This is a genomic window from Streptomyces sp. NBC_00461 (genome assembly GCF_036013935.1).
Lineage (GTDB): Bacteria > Actinomycetota > Actinomycetes > Streptomycetales > Streptomycetaceae > Streptomyces.
Genome location: NZ_CP107902.1, coordinates 10,255,941 through 10,273,794, shown reverse-complemented (window position 1 = coordinate 10,273,794; position 17,854 = coordinate 10,255,941). Strand labels below are relative to the sequence as shown.

Here is a 17,854-nt window from a genome sequence, read left to right as displayed (position 1 = left end):
CCCTGCCGTGCCCGGCCGTTCGGCCGGGCACGGGCCCGGAAGGAGTGACGGAGGCCATGCCTCGCACCGCGTACACGCTGTCGCTGCCCGGCCTGAGCAGCGCCGACGACCTGGACACCGTCATCAACTGGGGCCTGGGAGCCGACTCCACCGCCTACCTCGCGCGGATGCTCACCGACCCCGACGCCCACGGCATCGATCTGGAGCGCACCGCCGTCCTGTACATGGCCACCGGCAGCGAGTGGCCCGAAACCCGGCTCCTGGTCGAGGAGTTCATGCTCCCGCTGCTGCGCGAGCACGGTGTACGCCTCGTCCAGCTGGCCCGCAACGGGCACCTGAAGTCCGACGGCTTCACGGTCCTGGACGACTCCCGCCACCCCGAGCAGCTCTTCACCCGGGGACCGTGGACGCTGTGGGACGACCTGGAGTCCGTCGGCACGGTGCCCCAGCAGGCCGGCACCCGCAAGTGCAGTCTGTGGGCGAAGGGCGACGTCGGTGACTGGTGGCTCGCCCGCGTCTTCGGCGGTCACCGCCCGTTCCGCCAAGTTATGGGCTTCAACGCCGATGAAGCCGGGCGCTGCCTCCGTGACGAGACCGCCTCGAAGCTCTCCGGCCGGACCGGGGTGTATCCGCTCATCGAGTGGGGCTGGGGCCGCCAGCAGGTGGAGGACTACCTCCTGAGGCGGTTCAAGGTGCACTGGCCCAAGAGCTACTGCACGTTCTGCTGCTTCCCCGTCTCCATGGGCGCCCTGCCCGCCCACCTTGAGCGCATGCGCACGCACCCGGACATCGCGGGCGAGGTGCTGCGCTTGGAGTACACGGCGATGAGCCTCAACCCGAACGCGAAGCTCTACGGCCGCAAGACCCTCCTGGAGATGTTCGACCCCTCCCAGCCGCGGGACCGGGCCTGCCTGGAGGCCTTCGAGCGTGAGCTCGACATGCCGTGGGCGCTGTACCACGTGCGCCGCCTGTTCCTCCTGTCTGACGCCGGCGAACGGCGCCCAGTGAAGCGATCCACCGAGCGCGTCGACATCGGACGCCCCGAGCAGCTGGCACAGCGGCTGGTCACCGTGGGCGGACGTCACGGCATCGCCGTCGAACGCGACCCGCAGTACGGGCGCGCCCGTTCCTGGACCCGCCCCCGCACGAAGGCATGGCCGATGGCCGAGGAACTCTTCGCGACCGCCCCGGCCCGCGTGATCAACAAACAGGACCCGAACTTCGAGCCGGCGTGGAACGCCCTGATCTCCGGCTCCACCGCACAGCTCCCTCTCGCCTGACCATCCCGCCCCTCTCCCGGAAGGACCTGTCGTGTGCGCTCACCTGGCATTACTCCCCGATCCGTCTCGCCTTCTGCGCCGTGCTGTACCTGGCCACGCCGTCCGGGGATGACGCACGGGCCGCCATGCGGGCCGGACTGCTGGCCTGCATGACGACCCCGGCCCAGGGCAACGTGATCCCGCCCGGCTGCCTGTACGCCTGCGACAATGGCAAGTTCGGCAAGGGCTGGCCCGGCGCCGAGGCCTGGTTCACCTGGCTCAAGGCGACCCTCGACCGCTACGGCCCGGACCGCTGCCTGTGGGCCGTCGCCCCCGACGTCCCGATGGACGCCGCGGCGACCCTGCCCGAGTCGCTGCCCTGGCTTGAGCCGATCCGCTCCCTGGGCATCCCGGCGGCCTTCGCCGCCCAGGACGGCAGCGAACACGGCCTCATCCCCTGGGACTTGATCGACGTGCTGTTCCTCGCGGGCTCCACCGAGTGGAAGACCTCACCGGCCGCCCACCGCCTCGCGCTTGAGGCCCGCGAGCGGGGCCTGGCCGTCCACATGGGCCGCGTCAACTCCCGCCGGCGGCTGCGCATCGCACAGGCCTTCGGCTGCACCAGCGCCGACGGCACCTATCTCGCCTTCGGCCCCGACACCAACCTCCCCCGCCTCCTCGCCTGGATGAAGGAACTCCACACCACCCCAACCCTGTTCGGAGACGACGCATGACGACGACCTGGCTGCGCTACGTGGGCGCATCGATCATGGGCATCCTCGACCCCGTCCCCTCCACCGTGGCCTCCCCCATGGCCAAGGAGGAAGGCGCCTGGGTCCGCACGAACGCCTGGACCAAGGCACTGCGCAAGATCGACGACGCCTACCCTCACGGCTTCCACCGGTGGTGCTCGTGCGAGGCCGGCACCTGCCACCCCTGCCGCACCGGACACCACGACCAGTGCATCAGCCGCAACGGCCCCCGCGTCGACGACGCCGCCGGCACCATCACCGACCGGCGCGGCTTCGTCGTCGCCGTGATCCGCTACGGCCCCGGCCAGCGGCCCTGTCGCTGGATCTGCCCCTGCACGCACGCGCCCGACGGCGAAGCCGAGGAGGCCGCCGTTCACGCCCCCGAGGTACAGCCGTCCGCCCGGCGGTCGGAGACCCGCTGCTCGACGTCCGTGCCCGCACCCGCGCCGGACGGGCAGATGTCCCTCTTCGCCAGCACCGGTCTGCCGGAGGAGGCCACCGGCGGTGAAACGCCGTGACGCTCCCGGTCCAGCCCGACCCCGAACCATCGCCCCCCTGCACACCCGCGGCACCGTCCGCCCTGAGTTCCCCGTCCGCTGCTCGTCTCACTGGAGTTGACATGCCTTCGCGCCCCAGCAGCCGCCCGCCCATCACGCCCGATCTGACCTCCTACGATCTGCTCGCGCCCCAGCTGTCCGGCGGGAAAGACAGCGCGGTCATGATGGCCGTGTTCATGGAAGCCGCCCGCACCGCCGGCGTGGCCGACCGGGTGATCTCGTACCACTCCAGCCTGGGGGTCCTGGAGTGGCCGTCCGTCGTGTTCGACGGCATCCGCTACCCGGGGGTGTCCGAGCTCGCTGCCCTGCAGAGCGCTGCGTTCGGGGTGCCCGCCGGCCGGCACCTGGAGGTACCCGCACGATGCCGGGCCCGGACGGGACCCGGATGCCGCACAGTCTGCTCACCGAGATCGTGGCGTACGGGCGGTTCCCGCGGATGGGCAGCCCGTACTGCCGCAAGAGCGCCAAGGAGAGCGTGGTCTCCGCCGCCTGGACGCCGTTCGTCGACCGCCTCAAGCGCGAGCTCGGCCGACCGGTGCGGATCTTAAAGGTCATGGGCTTGCGCAGCGATGAGGGCCCCGACCGCAAGAAGCGCCCGGCCTTCCGTACGGTGCAGGTCAACGGGGCGCGAGTGGTGGACGAGTGGCTGCCCGTCAAGGACTGGTCCACCGCCGCCGTCAAGGAGTGGCACGCCGACGCGCCGGTTCCGTACTCCTGGACGTACGACTCCGTGCCCGGTGCCGGCGACTGGTCCGGTACCTCCCGCTGCTCCTGCTCGCTGTGTGTCTTCGCTTCCAAGCACGACGTGTTGCTTTCCATCGGGCGGCGGCCGCGGCTGGCCGACCTGTACGCCGAGGTCGAGCGGGTGCGGGGCGATAGCTTCCGCAGCTTCCGCGCGGACTGGCGCATCGCCGACCTGATCCGGCACGCCGCCCAGTGCGGGGCGCCCGACCCCGGCGTCGTCTGCACGGACGACGGTCCGGAGTTCACCGCTCTCACGAAGCAGGTCCGGGCGGCGCTGCAGAAGGAGCCCCGCAAGGAACCCGAGCTGGCTCGCCACGGCGGCCGCGCCCTGTGCGAGGGCTGCACCGTTCACAGCTGATGACCACCGCCTGCCGCGTCGGCCGATGCCCGCGGCGCGGCAGGCGCCCCCTACAGTGGATGAGGAGATGACCATGGAGATGAACCCCACCGCCCTGCTGCTCGAGCTCGCCGCCCAGGCCCGGAGCGTGAGCGACCCGGGCACGCTGCGCGACTTGCTGTCTGCGGGCCACCGGGCCTGGTGCGAGGGCGTCGCCGACGTCCGGACCGGTGTTGGCCGGGAGACCTCGAGCCTGTCCGACGCCGAACTCGCCGAGCGGTGCGCCGCTGCGGGCGCGGCGTGGGAGGAGGGAATGACGCGCGACGAGGCGGTCTCCGCTCTCGCGTTCGTGACCTGGGACGCCGCGCCGGCCGCCATGGCCTACACGGAACTGGCGGAGCGTGCGGCACGCTGCGGGGTGTGCCTGCTGGGCGAGGAAGTGCTGTAGACGGATTTGCCGTCAGGCTGGACAACAAACCGCCCACTTTGGCATTATCGAACATGTCGCGCTCGTCCGAGTGCCGGCCCCGCTGTGCTGACTCTTCCAAGGGGACCCGATGTCTTCCGCCGACCGGCTCGTGGACACCGCGCAGATCGTGTCCGAGTTCGGCACGAGCAAGCCCCGGGTCAGCGAGTGGAGCAACACCCCGGACAGCGGCTTCCCCGCGGTCGCGCACACCGAGGGCCGCAAGCGGTTCTGGCGCCACGACGAGGTTGCCGCATTCTTCGCGCAGCGTGCCCCGAAGAAGCGCGCGCTGCCGGCCGCGGTCCTCGAGGCTGACCAGGACGAGCTGCTGACCAAGCGGGAGGTGGCCCAGCTTCTGGGTTACACCCGCACGTCGACCATCGACGGCTACTTCCGCGACCGGCCCGGCTACTTCCCCGAGCCCGACGAGGACGCCGACGGCCCGATGTGGCGCCGCGGCACGATCGTCACCTGGGTGTCCAACCGCCCCGGCAAGGGCCGGCGCAGCTCCGCTCCGGCGGCGCGGCCTGATGTGTCGGCGGATGGGGATCCCGACGAGCTCCTCGGCACGCCCGAGGTCGCCGGCCTCCTCGGCTACAGCAGCACGGCTTCCTTCTCCAGCGCCCTCTACCAGGGGCGCATCCCCGAACTGCCCGAGCCGGACGCCCTGGAGAAGGAAGAAGGCAGCCGCGGCCGGGCGCGCAAGAAGTGGCGCCGGGCCACCGTCGTTGCCGTCGCCCGCAAGCGCGGTGTGCTGCCGCCGGCCGACCAGGACGAGAACGAGGACCTGGTCGGCGCCGCCGAAGCAGCCCGAATCCTCGGATACAACAACGCCGACAGTTTCATCAGCGCGCTGGGGCACGGGCTCCTGCCCGACCTCGAGGAGCCCGACGGATACGAGTACCGGCGCGGCAGCGGCGGCCGCCCCCGTCAGCAGCGCTGGAAACGCTCCCGCCTCGAGGACTTGGCCGCCCGCCGCTCCTCGACGTCCTGACTGCAGCGCGCCGAACCGCGTCGCAGGCGGGATACCGTAAGACCGCGGCCTCTGGTTTATGGGATCGACGAACTCCCGGCGGACCAGATACCGCACGATGGCCGGTATGGAGAGGCCAGCCACCCCTCCACCGCGAAGCCGTACGGTTTCGCGGAACCGGCCATCGCTCAGTTCCTGCGCCGGAGCATCTCTGATGTGGACGACGCCAGCGCTGTGAGCACCGGTGCGGCAAGGATCCGCCGCGGTACGTGAGCGGCCATCATGAGTTGATGTCGGCTGTTGGTGTGGCGTCCACCTTGGTCACCTGGGTGCCGATGGAATAGACGGCAGGCTTGCCGGCTGCGGAGATGAGTCCGAGCTCAGTCTGTGCGTAGTGGCGGACGACCTTGTACATCTGCGCGTCCGGGTTGTACTTGACGAACGGCTTGTCTGAGTCGCCGAGGTTGATGTAGGACTGCAGGTCCTTGGCGAGGAAGGTCTCATCGACAGCGCTGTCGGACAACACGAGCGCGCCGCCGTCAGCGGTCTTCGCGGCGAAGACGTCCCCGGCGCGGGGGGCGGTCTTCTTGAAGTCGACCCAGGCGTGCCCGTCCAGGTTGTTTTCCCGCTCGGTGTACCAGGATCTGCCGATGCGTCGGGCTGAGGTGTTGGCGAGCGGAGTGTTGCGGCCGCCTGTCACCCACAGATCGGTGACTAGTTCCGGCAGCTGCGAGGGTGCCGTCTTACCGATCTTGGTGTCGGGGTCGGCGACCTTCATCAGCCCGGCCTTGTCGAGCGCGATGTGCGGCACCTTGGCCACCTCGGACCCTTCGAAGTCGCGGGCGACGACCATCCGCCAGCCGTCACCCGAGCGCTTGAAGACGAGGAACCTGATGTCCTTTGACCACAGCTTGCCCGGCTTGCCGTGGGTGAGGTGCGCGCCTTGGGTGCGCACCAGGAACCAGTTGGCCTTCGAGGAAGCGGGCGGGATGTAGAAGGTGCGGTTGACGTACACGAACGGAGCGATATTGTCCGCGACGTCGCTCTTGTCGAGGGCTGGGATCTGCGTGAAGTACGCCTGGTCCATCGCAAGGACGGCGCCGCCCTCCGCCTTCGCCATGAGTGAGGCGGAACGTTTGGCGTTGGCCTGGTTGTTGAGCTTCTGATAGGCGTCGACCGTCGTGTTCGCCTCGGCCTTGGTGAGCAACGGCCTCTCGGCCGGCGCAGCGCCCGCGGGTTCGGAAGCGCTGTCGGCGGTAGAGCATCCGGTCAAGGTAGCCGCGGCTGAGAGTACGGCCGCGGCGAACGCTCCAATGCGCGTGGCAGGGCCTATGTGGGCAGAGCGGGCCGGGTGGGCCATAGCAAGGTATCCCCGTTTTTTGTCGTGTTCTTTCGGCGACCGCCCTGTGCAGCGCGCACGGGATGATCGCTGTGCCACGGTATCGGCACTCACTCGGGCGGCAACTCCCGCCCCACTCCGGAACCGGACCGTAACCCTCCGAATCGGGGGTGGCCACAGGCCTTTGGCGGCTACCGGCCCTGAGCCATTCAGTTGTCGGAGCCCGGCCACCAACCGGCGGAGCTCCACGCAGACTTCGCAGGCTTGGTAGCCGATCATCACTTGGCATCCGCGGAGTTGAGCGGGGGAAGCAGACCGTCGCCGGGCCACAGGGGCGATCCTGCTTCCGCCCAAGCCAGGTGCCTGCCGACCTCGACGAGGACCTCGACACGGTCGGCCGACCCGTACGTCCAATGGGCCCCGGAGGCGGGGTCGACGGCACGGATCTCGCCGTGCGGACCGTTGCACACCAGGGCGCGAGCGATTTCAGGCAGGCCTAGATTGAGGGCGTCGCAGTCGTGGGCACGGATGAGCTGCAGCAGGTCTTCGGTGGCTGTCTCCCAGTCGCCGACCTCGGGCCAGCGTTCGCCCCCGTCGAGTTCGTGGGTGAGCGTGGACAGCGGCACGATCTCGCCGGGTCGGCGGCCATGGACGAGGAGGGCGTGGATGCGGGCGCCGTCGGGCTGTTGTACGCGGGGGTGCAGCAGGGAGGATGCGGCCACGACGGTGGTGTTGATCTCCTTGGCAGGGGCCGGGTAGTAGGGCTCGTGCGCGAACAGGAAGTAGACGTCCGGGGTGGGGACGGCCTGGCTGAGTTCGGGCTGGGACATGGGGAGGCTTCCCTTCTGAGGCGGTGGGGTCGGTGCATGACGGGGGCCTGGATGGGTCGTCGGTCGGGCGCCAGGCGCATACGGGCTCAGGGGTCGTGCGGGAGCGCAGGCCTGGTTCGTTCCGGGTGCGTTGTCGTCCGCGGTGTGCTTGAGGATCTGGGTGACCTGGTGGGCGAGTTGGAGCATCAGCCGCTCGCGGGCGATGAGTTCGGCTGGGGCCGAGCGGGCGTCGCGGGTCTGGAGCAGGTTGGCGGCGTCCCACAGCAGGTGCTGGCCGATCTCGGCCGGCCGGCGCAGTTCGTAGCGGTCGCTGCCGGCGGCGGCCTGGACGAGCGAGGTATGCAGGGCGGCGAGGCGCTGCAGGTAGCGGCAGGGGCCGTCGCCTTCGACGATGTGGACGTGTTCGCGAGCCCGGGCGTCCATCCGGTCGGGCAGGTGCTCGGCGAGCAGCGGGGCAAGGAGCATCGCCGGCAGCGCGACATCCGTGGGGACGCCGCGGCTTATCTCGAACAGGCCGACCAGCACGCTGATGAGGGCGACGCACGCGGCGGACAGTCGCAGGGATCCGGGGACGCTGCCCAGGGCGATGCGTCGGGCGGGGCGTCGGGTCAGCCAGCGCGGGGCCAGGCGCTGCGCTCGGGTCGCGGCCGGGGTGAGCACACCGATCTGGTGGGGGATCTCGGGCGGACTGCCGTCGCCGGGGACGGTCCAGGCGAGCCAGCCCCACGGGGTGCGTTCGTGGACGAGCACGGGTTCGCAGTCGGCCGAGCAGGTGTGGTCGCGGACGTGGCCGGTGCGCAGGGCGCGGGCGCGTTCCTTCTCCCACCGCCTCGGGTGGCCGGTGAAGGGGTGCTCGTGGTGCGCGACCGCGGTCGGCGGCGGTGTGTGGAGCGTGTCCGTCACGAGGTGCTTCCTTCCAGGTGGTCGGTCGATGCGGAGGCACAGGTGGTGCAGCGGCCGTCGCCGTCCGGGTGGGCGCGCCGGGGGGTGGGGCCCGGGCAGGTGTGGCACAGCGGCCAGCCGAGGCAAGCCGGGCAGAGGTCCTCGCCGGGGGCGGTTGCGGGATGGCCGCAGCCGGCGCATTCGACGAGGGCCCGGTAGGTCAGGGCCTCGCCCACCGTGCGGGCGGCGGCGGAAGCGGTCACCGGCTGCGGCGGCTGGTCGTCCCCGGCGGGCGTGTCGTGGTGGCCGGCCGTGAGGGCGGGCGGCGGGTAGGCCTGGGCGGCGCGCAGGCGAGCGGCGATGATCGCGCCGACCGTGGTCCGTACCGGATTCGGCAGCGGCCTCGCGGCGACGACGTGATGCAGCTGCTCGCGGCTCCAGCCGGCTTCCAGCATCGCGGTCACGATGCGGCCTTGATCGGTCAGCGCCTGCCCGGTCAGCAGCAGCTCGGGGCGGGCCGCCCCGAGCTCGAGCAGCAGCCGGATCCCCGGGTGCATCTCATCCGTCGCGGGCGCGGCCGGCGGGGACGTCGGCGTGTGCGGCCGGTCCGTCCGTCCAGGTGGTCGCGACGTGTCGCCGCGGCACGGACGGAGGGGGCTGGTCTTCTGCTGAGTGGTCTTCTTTCTGTTGGTGTTCTTAGTGGACCGATCAGCCAACGTAGGGTCATCCACTGGTGGAAAACCCGACTCTGGTTGTGACCTGCTGCTTTGCAGAGCGGGCAGGTCGGTGATGAAGTACGCGGCCGCGCCGAGGGTGCCGTCTGGGCCGCGCTCGCGTTCCCGGACCAGGAAGCCGTGCTTCTCCAGCTCCTTCAGGCCGCTCTTGACGGCTGAGTCACCGTCGCGGCCGCGGCGGGCGATGTCGGAGACGGTCATCCGCCAGCCGTCCCGGTGCGTCGAGAGCAGTCCGAACAGGCCCTTGGCCTTGAAGGACAACTGGGGGTCGCGGAAGAGCCCGTTGGCGATCTGGGTGAACTGATCGCCCGCCATCACGCCCCGCCGGATCCCCGCTGGGAGGCCGTCGGCGTACTCGGCCTCGGGGGCCGTGACCATCAAGTCGCCTTCGATCAGCGCGATGTCCAAGGTGGCCGGGCGGTCCGTGATGCAGTAGACGATCTCGCCGAGCGTGCCGTCCGGGCGGCGCTGGCGTTCACGGATCAGGTAGCCGTGTGCCTCGAGCTCCTGCAGGCCGGTCCGTACCGCTTCGCGTCCGTCCGGGCCCAGGCGAACGAGGTCGGTGACGGTCACCTGCCAGCCGTTCCTGTGCGTACTGACGTACCCGAAGATCCCCTTCGCTTTGAAGGACAGCGCAGAAGCACGGAACAGCGCGTTGGCGATCTGGGTGAACTGATCGGCCGCCATCACGCCCCGGTGGATCCCCGCCCCGAAGCGGCTCACTGCCGTGTCCCCGACGCGTGCCGCGCGCTGTGGCCACGGCGGCACACCGGGCCCGCCGAGGTGGGGCGGCCGGGGATCGTGGGTGTGGAGGCGTACGTGTGTTCCATGTCGTCAGCTCACCCGCCGGCCCCGACCACACCGGCGGCCACGAGCCCCGACCATCGGTCACGATCCGGCAACGGAGCCGTCTAGCTGCCGTGGTCGGGCTCATGGCCGGGCCTACCACGGCGCCTTCGGCCCGGGCGCTCGGTGATTGCGCAGCCTTGGGCGGGCGTTGCGCAATCGGGCTGCGCAACCGGTCTGGGGATCCTGCGCAGTCGAGTTGTGCTGGGGAGGCTGCGCAGTCCGCCCGGACTTCCTGATCTCCTCTTGCGCAGGTCCGTCTCGCGTACTGCGCAGGCGTCTGTCGCGGCCCGGCCGGCTTCCGTCTGCGCATCGGTGTCCGGGCCCTGTGGCCGGGCGGCACGTGATCGCCTGGCGGTCGCCGGTCTGGGCAACGCGCGCCGGGCGCGATGGCCTGCCGCCAGCTCACGTCTGGCCCATGGTTGGGGTCGTGGTCGGCCCGACCATGACCCCGACCATGGACTTCGTGTCCCCATCGTGACCGTGGTCGGGGGTTCGTGGTCGGTGGTCGGGTCGGGGTCGGCGGGTTTTCTCGAGGTCAGCAACATCCGTTCTGACCTGGGAGTTTGACCATGTCCCCTGGCAAGCAGACCGCACGGAGCGAGGCCGCTGCTCCGATGGCGGCCGGCGCCCGGCTGGAGGCGATGCGCCGCCGCGTACGCCTCTCACGTGTGGCGGTCTGGACCGTCATCGCGGCCGGCCCCGTCGCGCTGTGCGTCGCCGTCGCCTCCACCCCGACCACGGTCGCGGCAGCAGCGGCGGCCAAGCCCACTGCGATGCGCACCGCGTCGGACGCCGCCGACCCGGGCGGCTATGCGCAGGTGTTCGTCGGCGCGTGGTTGCGCAGCAGTGCGGACGACGAGACGAGTGCGCAGGCGCGGCTTGCGCAGTCGATGGCGCCGGACGTCGAGCTGCCCGACCCGGTCGCCGATGCGCAATCGGCTCCTCAGTCGGTGACGGCGGTGCGCAGTGCGCAGCGCGGCGCCGGTGCGTGGTCGGTGACGGTGGCTGCGCAGTTCGCAGGCGGATCGGTGCGGTTCTACGCCGTGCCGGTGGTCTGCGACAGCGCGGGCTCCTCGTTCACGGTGACCGGTGCGCCTGGCGTGGTGGCCAGCCCGGCCCGGGCCGAGGTGGCGAAGTCGTCGTACGCCGTGCCCGTTCCGGAGGGTGATCTGTCGTCTGCTCTCGGGCAGTTCCTCGCCGCCTACCTGACGGGGGCCGGTGAGGTCGACCGCTACCTCGCGCCCGGCGTGAAGCTCACCGCCGTGTCCCCCGCCCCGTACGCGGCGGTCGCCGTCCAGGAGGTGTCGGCCGTCGAGGAGGCCGCGGCCGCCGAGCAGGTGCCGGCGGACGGCACGAAGGTGCGGGTCCTGGCCTCGGTGGAAGCCCGTGACGCGACCGGCCGGTGGCCGCTGGCGTACGAGCTCACGCTCAAGGCCCGCTCCGGCCGGTGGGAAGTCGCCGCGCTTCAGTCCGGGACTGCCCAGGACGGGGGCGGGCGATGAACACCGTGCACAGCCTGATGCTCGCCGGGCAGCTGGACGACCTCGGCAACAGCTGGATCAACATGTTCAAGGAGTGGGCGACCAAGGGGCTGCAGGCCGGTCTGATCTGTCTGGTCGTCGTCATCATGATCCAGAAGTTCAGCCTCAAGGCGGGGATCGGTGCCCTGCTGTTGATGGTGATCGCGCTGGGTCTGTACAACTCGCGCAACGACCTGGCGAACATGTTCACCGACGAGGTGAAGAACCCGCCCAAGGGCGCTCCCGCCGTTCCCGGCATCGTCCGGTCCGAACTCCCGGCCTCTCGTGACCATTCGCTCGGGGCCGGGGGCTGGCTGTGAGCGCGGCCGCCGCGGCACGGGTGGGCCGCTTCTACACCTCCGCCCGCCGCCATCCCTGGGTGCTGGGCAAGGTCGCCGACTGGAAAATCCCGCTCGGCCCCTACACGCCCGCGCAGATCGCGGTCGCCGTCGGCGGCGGCTTCCTTCTGATCAAGACCATCGGCTGGTGGTCGTGGATGGGGCCGGTCCCCATCGTCGGGTGGGGCCTGGTCATCTGGATGGTGCGCCGGCCGAAGGTCCGGGGCCGTGCCCCGATGCAGGCCGCTTTGGGCTGGGTGCTGCTCGGCTGGCAGCCCCGCGGAGGGCGGATCGGCGGGCGGGCCGCCCGCGACCGCGCTGACCACCCGCTGCTCGGCGGCTTCACCATCGAGGACGCGCCCGCGCCCGCTCCCCATCCCGCTGTGCACGCCGCACCCTCCCGCGCGGTTCAGCGGGGTCCAACCCGGGCGCCGCACCCGAGCCCGGCCACAGACCGCGCGTCCGCACCCCGCCGCACACAGCCAGTTGCTCCCGCGGTAGCGGCAGGGCCGGTGTCGGGCGTGCAGCAGCTGCTCGCGCTCGCCCAGCAAGGGGGTGCGCGATGAGGGTGCCGATCCGTCACATCGCCGGGCACCTGGTGTGGTCCACGCAGGGCAGCGTGTGGGCCGTCTACCGCCTGCACCCGGGCCCGGACGCGCAGGGCCGGCGCGAGGAGACCGTCCAGGGCACCTACGTGCCCGCCCCCGTCCGCGACGAACAGCTCGCCAAGATCACCCACTTGGTGCGCTCTCTGTCCGGGGCACCGCGCCTGTACGGCATGTGCGCGCAGGTCGACCCGGGCGAGATCGCCCTCAGGATGATCGAGGGCATCGAGCCGGCCGAGCAGGCACCCGGTGCGGGCCGGCACCCGTGGGTGGAGAACGTCGAGGCCACCCTGGATCTGCTGGACGGCCAGGAGATGCACCGCCGCACCCTGTGGCTGGCCGTGCCCCTGCAGACCGAAACAGGCGGCCTGCAGGTGTCGGCGTCCCTCGGTGCGGCGTGGGCCGAGGTCGCGCCGATGCTGGGCATGCGGCTGGCGCCGGTGGCCCGGCGCGAGGTGAGCTCCTACCGCGAGCAGGCCTCCCGGGTGGAGGCCGCGCTCGCCGGCGGCATCGCTTTCCGCCCGGCCCGCCCGGCGGAGATCGTGTGGATGATCCAGCACGCCCTCCACCGCGGCCTTGCCGAGCCGCTGCTGGCGGAGGCCGAGACCAGCGAGCTGTACGGCGGGCAGATCCGTGAAGGGGTGCTGCGCTCCCCCAGCTACGCCGACCTCGGCCAGGTGCGCCTGCAGGAAGGCGGCATCGACCCCGACCTCGATGATGTCGACGAGCTCAAGAGCGCGGGCCGGATCACCCGGTCGGGCCGCAAGGCCTGGTGGCGAGTGAACACCGGATCACCGCTGGGGCGGCGCTGGCTGCAGGTCGAGTCCGACAACGGTGTGGGCTACCAGGCGCAGTTGGCGCTGGCCGAGTGCCCGCCCGCCATCAGCCAGGATGCCGCCGACCTGTTCACCCAGCTGGAGATGCTCGACTTTCCCGTCGACTACACCGTCGACCTGACGCTCGTGCCCGCAGAGAAGGCTCGCGACCAGGTGCGGCGCAAGAAGAACGAACTCATCGACCAGGCCGATCAGTACGACGCCCGCCCTACCGGCATGCCCGCCTCGCTCACCGAGGCCGCCCGTGACCTGGGCGAGCTGGACGCCCGCCTGTCCCGTACGTCGGTCGAGGTGGAGGTGCAGTCGGTGACGGTGCTGACGGTGTGGGGGCCGACCGCCGCCGTCTGCGACGCGAGGGCCCGCGCCCTGGCCGCGCTGCTCGGCGGCGCCGACTACCGCGCCGTGCGCCCGGCCGGCCTGCAGGAGGCCCTGTTCACCCTGGGGCTGCCCGGCACCGTACGGCCGGGCGTCGTACGGGAGTTCACCCAGCACCAGGTCTCCGAAGACTGGGCGCTGGGCGGGGCCTTCACGGCTGCGGAGGTCGGCGACCCCAACGGCATGTTCCTCGGCATCGACCAGGACAGCGGCTCCACCCGCCCCGTCATGATCAACGTGGCGGATGCGCCCAAGGTGGACGCATCCGCGTCGATGGGCATCGTCGGGGATCTCGGCGCGGGCAAGAGCGTCCTGCAGAAGCTGATCGCGGAGGCGGTGTGGGCGCGCGGCGGCTGCGCGATCTGCATCGACCGCACCCCCGTGCGCGAGTGGGCCACCTTCGCCCGCACCGCGGCCAAGGGCCGCGTCCAGATCATCGACGCCGCGCAGGCCGAGGTGTCCATCGACCCGCTGCGCATGTTCGACGGGCCGGAGGGCCGCCACTACGCCCTGTCCTACCTCACCCTGCAGCTCGGCATCGGCCCGATGAGCACCAACGGCGAGGTCCTCCACCACGCCGTCGAACAGGCCGCCCTCAGCGACGCCCCGTCCATGCACCGTGTCCTTGAGGTCCTCGAGGAGATGGCCACGCGCGAGGCGGGCAAACGGCAGGACGCGGCCGCGACCCTCGCCGGTCTCATCCGGGTCGTGGCGACCAACTCCCTGGCCCGGATGGTCTTCGACCCGACGCTGCCGCCGGTCAGGTTGGACGCCTCCAGCGCCTCCGACATGATCGTGATCACCACCACTGGTCTGAAGCTGCCTCCGAAGGCGGCGTTCGCCAACCCTGAGATCCTGCACCAGCAGCCGCTGGAGGCGCTGATCGGCCGGGCGGTGCTCTACCTGATCGCCGCGATCGCCCGGCAGACGGCTTTCGAGGACCCCGAGCGGTTCACCGCGGTGGTCCTGGACGAGCTGTACTGGCTCACCTCGTCCGCCGAGGGCACGGCCTTGGTCCACGAGATCCTCCACGACGGCCGCAAGCACGGCGCCGGGCTCCTGGCGGGTTCGCACGACGCCGAGGAACTCGGGCCCGACCGAGGCCTGATGGCCTACCGGGCACTCGCCCGCACCGCCGACCGTGAACGCGCCCGCCGCGGGCTGGAGTTCGTCGGCCTCGACCCGACCGACGGCGAACTGCTGCGGCTGGTGACCACCGGCCTGTCCCCCGTCGGGCAGCGCGGCCGGGAGGGCGAGTTCCTGCTGACGTGCCCGCGGCAGAACACCGGCCGCATCAAGGTCTCCATCCCCCGCATCGAGCGCATCACCACGTCCATCACCACCACGCCGGGACGCCGCACGAGCGCTGTCTCCCCCACGGTGCCTAAGCCGCTTGCCGGTGAGGCCGCACAGACCCGTCCGAAGGAAACCGTCTGATGACCACGTTGTCCTGTGCCCGCTCGAAGCGCGTCGCCGCCGTGAGCGTCCTCACCGTGCTCGCCGTCGTCGTGCTCGCCCTCGGGGTGGGCGTGCCGCAGGGGTGGTGGCCGCACACCGGACAGGCCTTCGCCGCCGACGCCGCGCACCGGGATCCCTGCGCCCTGATCGTGGGCCCGGCCAAGGCGTACTGCGAGCGCGGCGCCGCGACCACTGCCTCCGCCGGTCATCAGGACGTGGCCGGCGGGGCGTGGAGGCTGGTGCCTGCCAGTGCAGGTGTGGGTGCTCTCGTGGTGTGGCGGCTGCGCGGCGCCGCTGGGCGAAGGCGGCGCTGACGTGTTCCGTCCAGACCGTGCGACTTTGCGTTCGGCCGGTTTCGTCGTGCTGCTCACCGGCGTGTTCCTCATGGTGAACACCCAGGTCGTGTACGCGGCCGGCAGCAACAGCGAGACCGGAGACCTGCTCGCCCCGCTGAACATCTACTCGTCCGAGGGTGTGCCGATCGACGGGTACGACCTGAACGCTTCAGGTGGCTCCATCGTCGCCTTCAAGACCCAGGCCCTGGCCTTCGCCCTGTCCGGGCTGTTCACCCTGATCAGGCTGCTGGTCGGGCTGGCCGGGTGGGCGATCGAGGTGGCCTTCCGGTTCCCGCTGCTCAAGCTCCTCACCAAGCCCGCGCAGAAGGTCGCCGACACCTACGACACGGTGGTCGTCGACACACTCGGGATCAAGGGGCTCTTGCTGGCCTGGGCGTTTGTGTTCGCGGGATTCATGATCGTGCGTGGCCGGGTCGGCCGCGGTCTGGGCGAAATCTTCCTCACCCTGCTCATCGGGGCGATCGCTGCCTCGGCTCTCATCCGCCCCGACACCATGCTCGGCCCGGACGGGCCGCTGGGGCAGTCCCAGCAGGTGGCCGCCGAGGTCGCCCAGGAGAGCGTCAACTCCTACGACTGGGGCGGCAAGCTCGCCAGCTACGACCCATGCGCCGGCATGGCCGGCAACGCCGAGATCAAGTGCGAACAGCGTGAAGGCGAAGGACCGGTCTCTTCAACGGAAGTGGCCCGGCCCATCCAGGATTCGATCACCAACGCCTTGATTGTCAAGCCGTACATGCTCCTCCAGTACGGGCGCATCCTCGACCCGGCCAAGCCTGCCGACCGCAAGGCCTACGCGGTCCACCTGAAGTGGATCACCGGCGGTTATAAGGCCGGCACGGCCAAAGACGACAAGGACGATCCCTGCCGCCTGGTCAAGGGGCCCGCCAAGAAATGGTGCCAGCGCGGCGACGGCGACAAGGGGACCGCAGGGGCGCTGCCCGAACTCACTCCGGGTGGTGAGCTGCTGGATGCCGCCAATCCGGTCGTCAGCGCGGAGGACCAGGAGTTCGCCGCGTTCCTCGCCGACATGAAGAAGGCCGGACCGGTCGGCAAGTCGTGTGCCGCCTACGCCGAACAGCCCACCTGGTGGCGGGTCGGCGGAGCCTTCCTGCTGCTGATCGCCGCCCTGTTCATCTGCGGCATGCTGCTGTCCAGCGCGATCGTGCTGCTGGGTACCCAGGGCATCTGCGCGGCAGCGGCGGCCGTCGGCGGGGTCACCTTCGTCGCAGGCATGCTGCCCGGCCCGGCGCGCCAGTCGGTGTGGAAGTGGCTGTCGATCTGGGGCATCGCCGTCCTGGCCGTGGTCGGGATCTGCGCCTTCATCCCCTTCTTCGGGATCGCCATCGACGCCACCATCACCAACGGCCCCGACCTGATGGTCGAGCGGATCCTGCTCATCGACGTGCTCGCCATCGCCGGCGCGGCCGGACACCGCAGGCTGCTGACCGGCATCACCTCCTTCGGACGGCGCATGGCCATGCGGATGCGCTACGCCAAGGTCGGCGGCACCCACATGCCCGGCGACACCTCCGAACTCGGCGCCGCCCTCGCCATGAACTCCCCTACCGCGATCGGCGGATACGGCGGCGGGCTGCGCGCCTTCACCGGCGGGGGTGGCGGCAGGTTCGGCATGCTCGGCACCCGCCAGCGACTGATGGGCGCACTCACCTCCCTGGTCGACGGCGCCGGCATGCCGGTGGACACCGGCGGACTCCTCGCCGATGCCACGGCCGAAGCCGGGCGCGGTCTGGCCCCGTTGACCGCGGCCGCGGCCGTGGGTGGGCTGGGCGCACGGCTTGGCGGGAAGGGTGCGCATTGGCTGCTGATCGGCCGCCGTCCGGATCGGGAGCAGTTGGCCAAGTGGCGCAAGCCCACGGCCGACGGGGACCCGGGTGCGGGTGGCCCGTCGGGCGGCGGTGGTTCAGGCGGTGCGGGGCCGCGTCGGCCGTCAGGCCCGCCCGACCGGTATCGCAACGACCAGGGGCAGGTCGTCGACCGTAACACCGGCCAGGTGCTGCACGACCAGAACAGCGATCGGACGCTGCTGTCGACCCGGGCCCACAACCGGCTGGTCCGCTTCCGCGGGTACCGCATCCTCAACCGGGGCGGCCGGGCCGCGTACGGGGCGACGGTCGGTCTGCCGGCCAACGTCCGCCGGGCCCGGTCGGGGGGTTCGCGCTACTCCCAGGACGCCCGCCAGCAGGTGCGGGTTTGGGGCAACACCGTCCGCGAAGACCGCCGGGCCTGGGGCGACACGGGGCGACACGTGGCCCAGGTCCTGCGGGACCACACCGACGACAGCGGCGGTTCCGGTCCGTTCGCCAACCGCCGCCTGCCAGCCGTAGGCACTCCGGCTGCCACCCCCCGCCCGGCCGCGCCTGCGCGCCCCGCCCCACCAACGGGCGGTCCCGCAGCTCCGCCGCCGGCACCGCTCCCGCCTCGGCAGGGCCCGCCCCCAGTGCCTCGGTCCGATCTCGGCAGGCCCGCTCATCCCGGGGGCGGGAACGCACGCAACCCACGGGACGAGGCACGGGACCGGATGCGGGAGCTGATGCGGCGGACCGAGCCCGACGCCGACCGGCTGGGCCGCCTGCGCCAGGTGCGGGATCGGTGGCAGGACGAGGACGGTGAGGGCGAGTGAGGC

General features: G+C 71.3%; 15 protein-coding genes. 12 read left to right on the top strand and 3 right to left on the bottom strand.

Annotation, left to right across the window (positions count from 1 at the left end; translation table 11 throughout):
* Nucleotides 1–56: 56 nt before the first annotated feature.
* From OG870_RS47470 to OG870_RS47445, 6 genes are all read left to right on the top strand, one after another.
* Complete coding sequence (locus tag OG870_RS47470) at nucleotides 57–1,280, top strand: hypothetical protein (RefSeq protein ID WP_266845034.1); 1,224 nt, start codon at nucleotides 57–59, stop codon at nucleotides 1,278–1,280.
* Between the two features lie 80 nt (nucleotides 1,281–1,360).
* The gene (locus OG870_RS47465) at nucleotides 1,361–1,993 is read left to right on the top strand and encodes a hypothetical protein (protein WP_266845036.1); all 633 of its coding nucleotides are present in this window, start codon (nucleotides 1,361–1,363) and stop codon (nucleotides 1,991–1,993) included.
* Nucleotides 1,990–2,529 (top strand): DUF6248 family natural product biosynthesis protein, encoded by a 540-nt coding sequence (locus tag OG870_RS47460; RefSeq protein ID WP_266845038.1) that lies wholly within the window; start codon nucleotides 1,990–1,992, stop codon nucleotides 2,527–2,529. Before OG870_RS47465 ends, OG870_RS47460 begins: the two co-directional genes overlap by 4 nt.
* A 400-nt stretch (nucleotides 2,530–2,929) precedes the next feature.
* On the top strand, nucleotides 2,930–3,670 hold the full coding sequence (locus OG870_RS47455) for a phosphoadenosine phosphosulfate reductase (RefSeq protein WP_266845040.1): 741 nt from the start codon (nucleotides 2,930–2,932) through the stop codon (nucleotides 3,668–3,670).
* A 73-nt stretch (nucleotides 3,671–3,743) separates the two neighbouring features.
* Nucleotides 3,744–4,097, top strand: coding sequence for a hypothetical protein (locus OG870_RS47450; protein ID WP_266845042.1), 354 nt, complete (start codon nucleotides 3,744–3,746; stop codon nucleotides 4,095–4,097).
* Between the two features lie 109 nt (nucleotides 4,098–4,206).
* Nucleotides 4,207–5,109, top strand: a complete 903-nt coding sequence (locus OG870_RS47445) for a hypothetical protein (RefSeq protein WP_266845044.1) — start codon at nucleotides 4,207–4,209, stop codon at nucleotides 5,107–5,109.
* A gap of 259 nt (nucleotides 5,110–5,368) precedes the next feature.
* Here OG870_RS47445 and OG870_RS47440 read toward each other — a convergent pair whose 3' ends face one another.
* From OG870_RS47440 to OG870_RS47430, 3 genes are all read right to left on the bottom strand, one after another.
* Nucleotides 5,369–6,361 (bottom strand): hypothetical protein, encoded by a 993-nt coding sequence (locus OG870_RS47440; RefSeq protein ID WP_266845046.1) that lies wholly within the window; start codon nucleotides 6,359–6,361, stop codon nucleotides 5,369–5,371.
* Nucleotides 6,362–6,705: 344 nt separating this feature from the next.
* Entirely contained in the window at nucleotides 6,706–8,160 is a 1,455-nt protein-coding gene (locus OG870_RS47435) for a hypothetical protein (RefSeq protein ID WP_266845048.1), read from the bottom strand.
* Nucleotides 8,157–9,596, bottom strand: a complete 1,440-nt coding sequence (locus tag OG870_RS47430; protein WP_266845050.1) for a hypothetical protein — start codon at nucleotides 9,594–9,596, stop codon at nucleotides 8,157–8,159. The genes OG870_RS47435 and OG870_RS47430 overlap by 4 nt, the downstream gene beginning before the upstream one ends.
* 695 nt (nucleotides 9,597–10,291) lie before the next feature.
* On the opposite strand from OG870_RS47430, the gene OG870_RS47425 reads away from it, so the two are divergent.
* Genes OG870_RS47425 through OG870_RS47400 form a run of 6 tightly spaced genes read left to right on the top strand, consistent with a single transcriptional unit; the run spans nucleotide 10,292 to nucleotide 17,851 of the window.
* Complete coding sequence (locus OG870_RS47425) at nucleotides 10,292–11,224, top strand: conjugal transfer protein (protein ID WP_266845052.1); 933 nt, start codon at nucleotides 10,292–10,294, stop codon at nucleotides 11,222–11,224.
* A complete protein-coding gene (locus OG870_RS47420) occupies nucleotides 11,221–11,562 on the top strand; it encodes a hypothetical protein (protein ID WP_266845054.1) in 342 nt (113 codons plus the stop codon). The genes OG870_RS47425 and OG870_RS47420 overlap by 4 nt, the downstream gene beginning before the upstream one ends.
* Nucleotides 11,559–12,146: a hypothetical protein gene (locus OG870_RS47415; protein WP_266845055.1), complete on the top strand. Its 588-nt coding sequence runs from the start codon at nucleotides 11,559–11,561 to the stop codon at nucleotides 12,144–12,146. Before OG870_RS47420 ends, OG870_RS47415 begins: the two co-directional genes overlap by 4 nt.
* Nucleotides 12,143–14,833, top strand: coding sequence for an ATP-binding protein (locus tag OG870_RS47410; protein WP_266927983.1), 2,691 nt, complete (start codon nucleotides 12,143–12,145; stop codon nucleotides 14,831–14,833). The genes OG870_RS47415 and OG870_RS47410 overlap by 4 nt, the downstream gene beginning before the upstream one ends.
* Nucleotides 14,833–15,168 carry a hypothetical protein gene (locus OG870_RS47405; protein ID WP_266845057.1) on the top strand — a complete coding sequence of 112 codons (336 nt, stop codon included), beginning with the start codon at nucleotides 14,833–14,835 and terminating at the stop codon, nucleotides 15,166–15,168. Before OG870_RS47410 ends, OG870_RS47405 begins: the two co-directional genes overlap by 1 nt.
* Nucleotide 15,169: 1 nt before the next feature.
* Entirely contained in the window at nucleotides 15,170–17,851 is a 2,682-nt protein-coding gene (locus OG870_RS47400) for a hypothetical protein (protein ID WP_266845058.1), read from the top strand.
* The last annotated feature ends 3 nt before the right edge of the window (nucleotides 17,852–17,854 follow it).

Excerpts from the sequence above, each read along its gene's own strand:
- OG870_RS47450 (WP_266845042.1), top strand. The coding sequence starts at position 3,744 with ATGGAGATGAACCCCACCGCCCTGCTGCTCGAGCTCGCCGCCCAGGCC.
- OG870_RS47445 (WP_266845044.1), top strand. The coding sequence starts at position 4,207 with ATGTCTTCCGCCGACCGGCTCGTGGACACCGCGCAGATCGTGTCCGAG.
- OG870_RS47410 (WP_266927983.1), top strand. The coding sequence starts at position 12,143 with ATGAGGGTGCCGATCCGTCACATCGCCGGGCACCTGGTGTGGTCCACG.
- OG870_RS47455 (WP_266845040.1), top strand. The coding sequence starts at position 2,930 with ATGCCGGGCCCGGACGGGACCCGGATGCCGCACAGTCTGCTCACCGAG.
- OG870_RS47420 (WP_266845054.1), top strand. The coding sequence starts at position 11,221 with ATGAACACCGTGCACAGCCTGATGCTCGCCGGGCAGCTGGACGACCTC.
- OG870_RS47425 (WP_266845052.1), top strand. The coding sequence starts at position 10,292 with ATGTCCCCTGGCAAGCAGACCGCACGGAGCGAGGCCGCTGCTCCGATG.
- OG870_RS47405 (WP_266845057.1), top strand. The coding sequence starts at position 14,833 with ATGACCACGTTGTCCTGTGCCCGCTCGAAGCGCGTCGCCGCCGTGAGC.
- OG870_RS47460 (WP_266845038.1), top strand. The coding sequence starts at position 1,990 with ATGACGACGACCTGGCTGCGCTACGTGGGCGCATCGATCATGGGCATC.
- OG870_RS47470 (WP_266845034.1), top strand. The coding sequence starts at position 57 with ATGCCTCGCACCGCGTACACGCTGTCGCTGCCCGGCCTGAGCAGCGCC.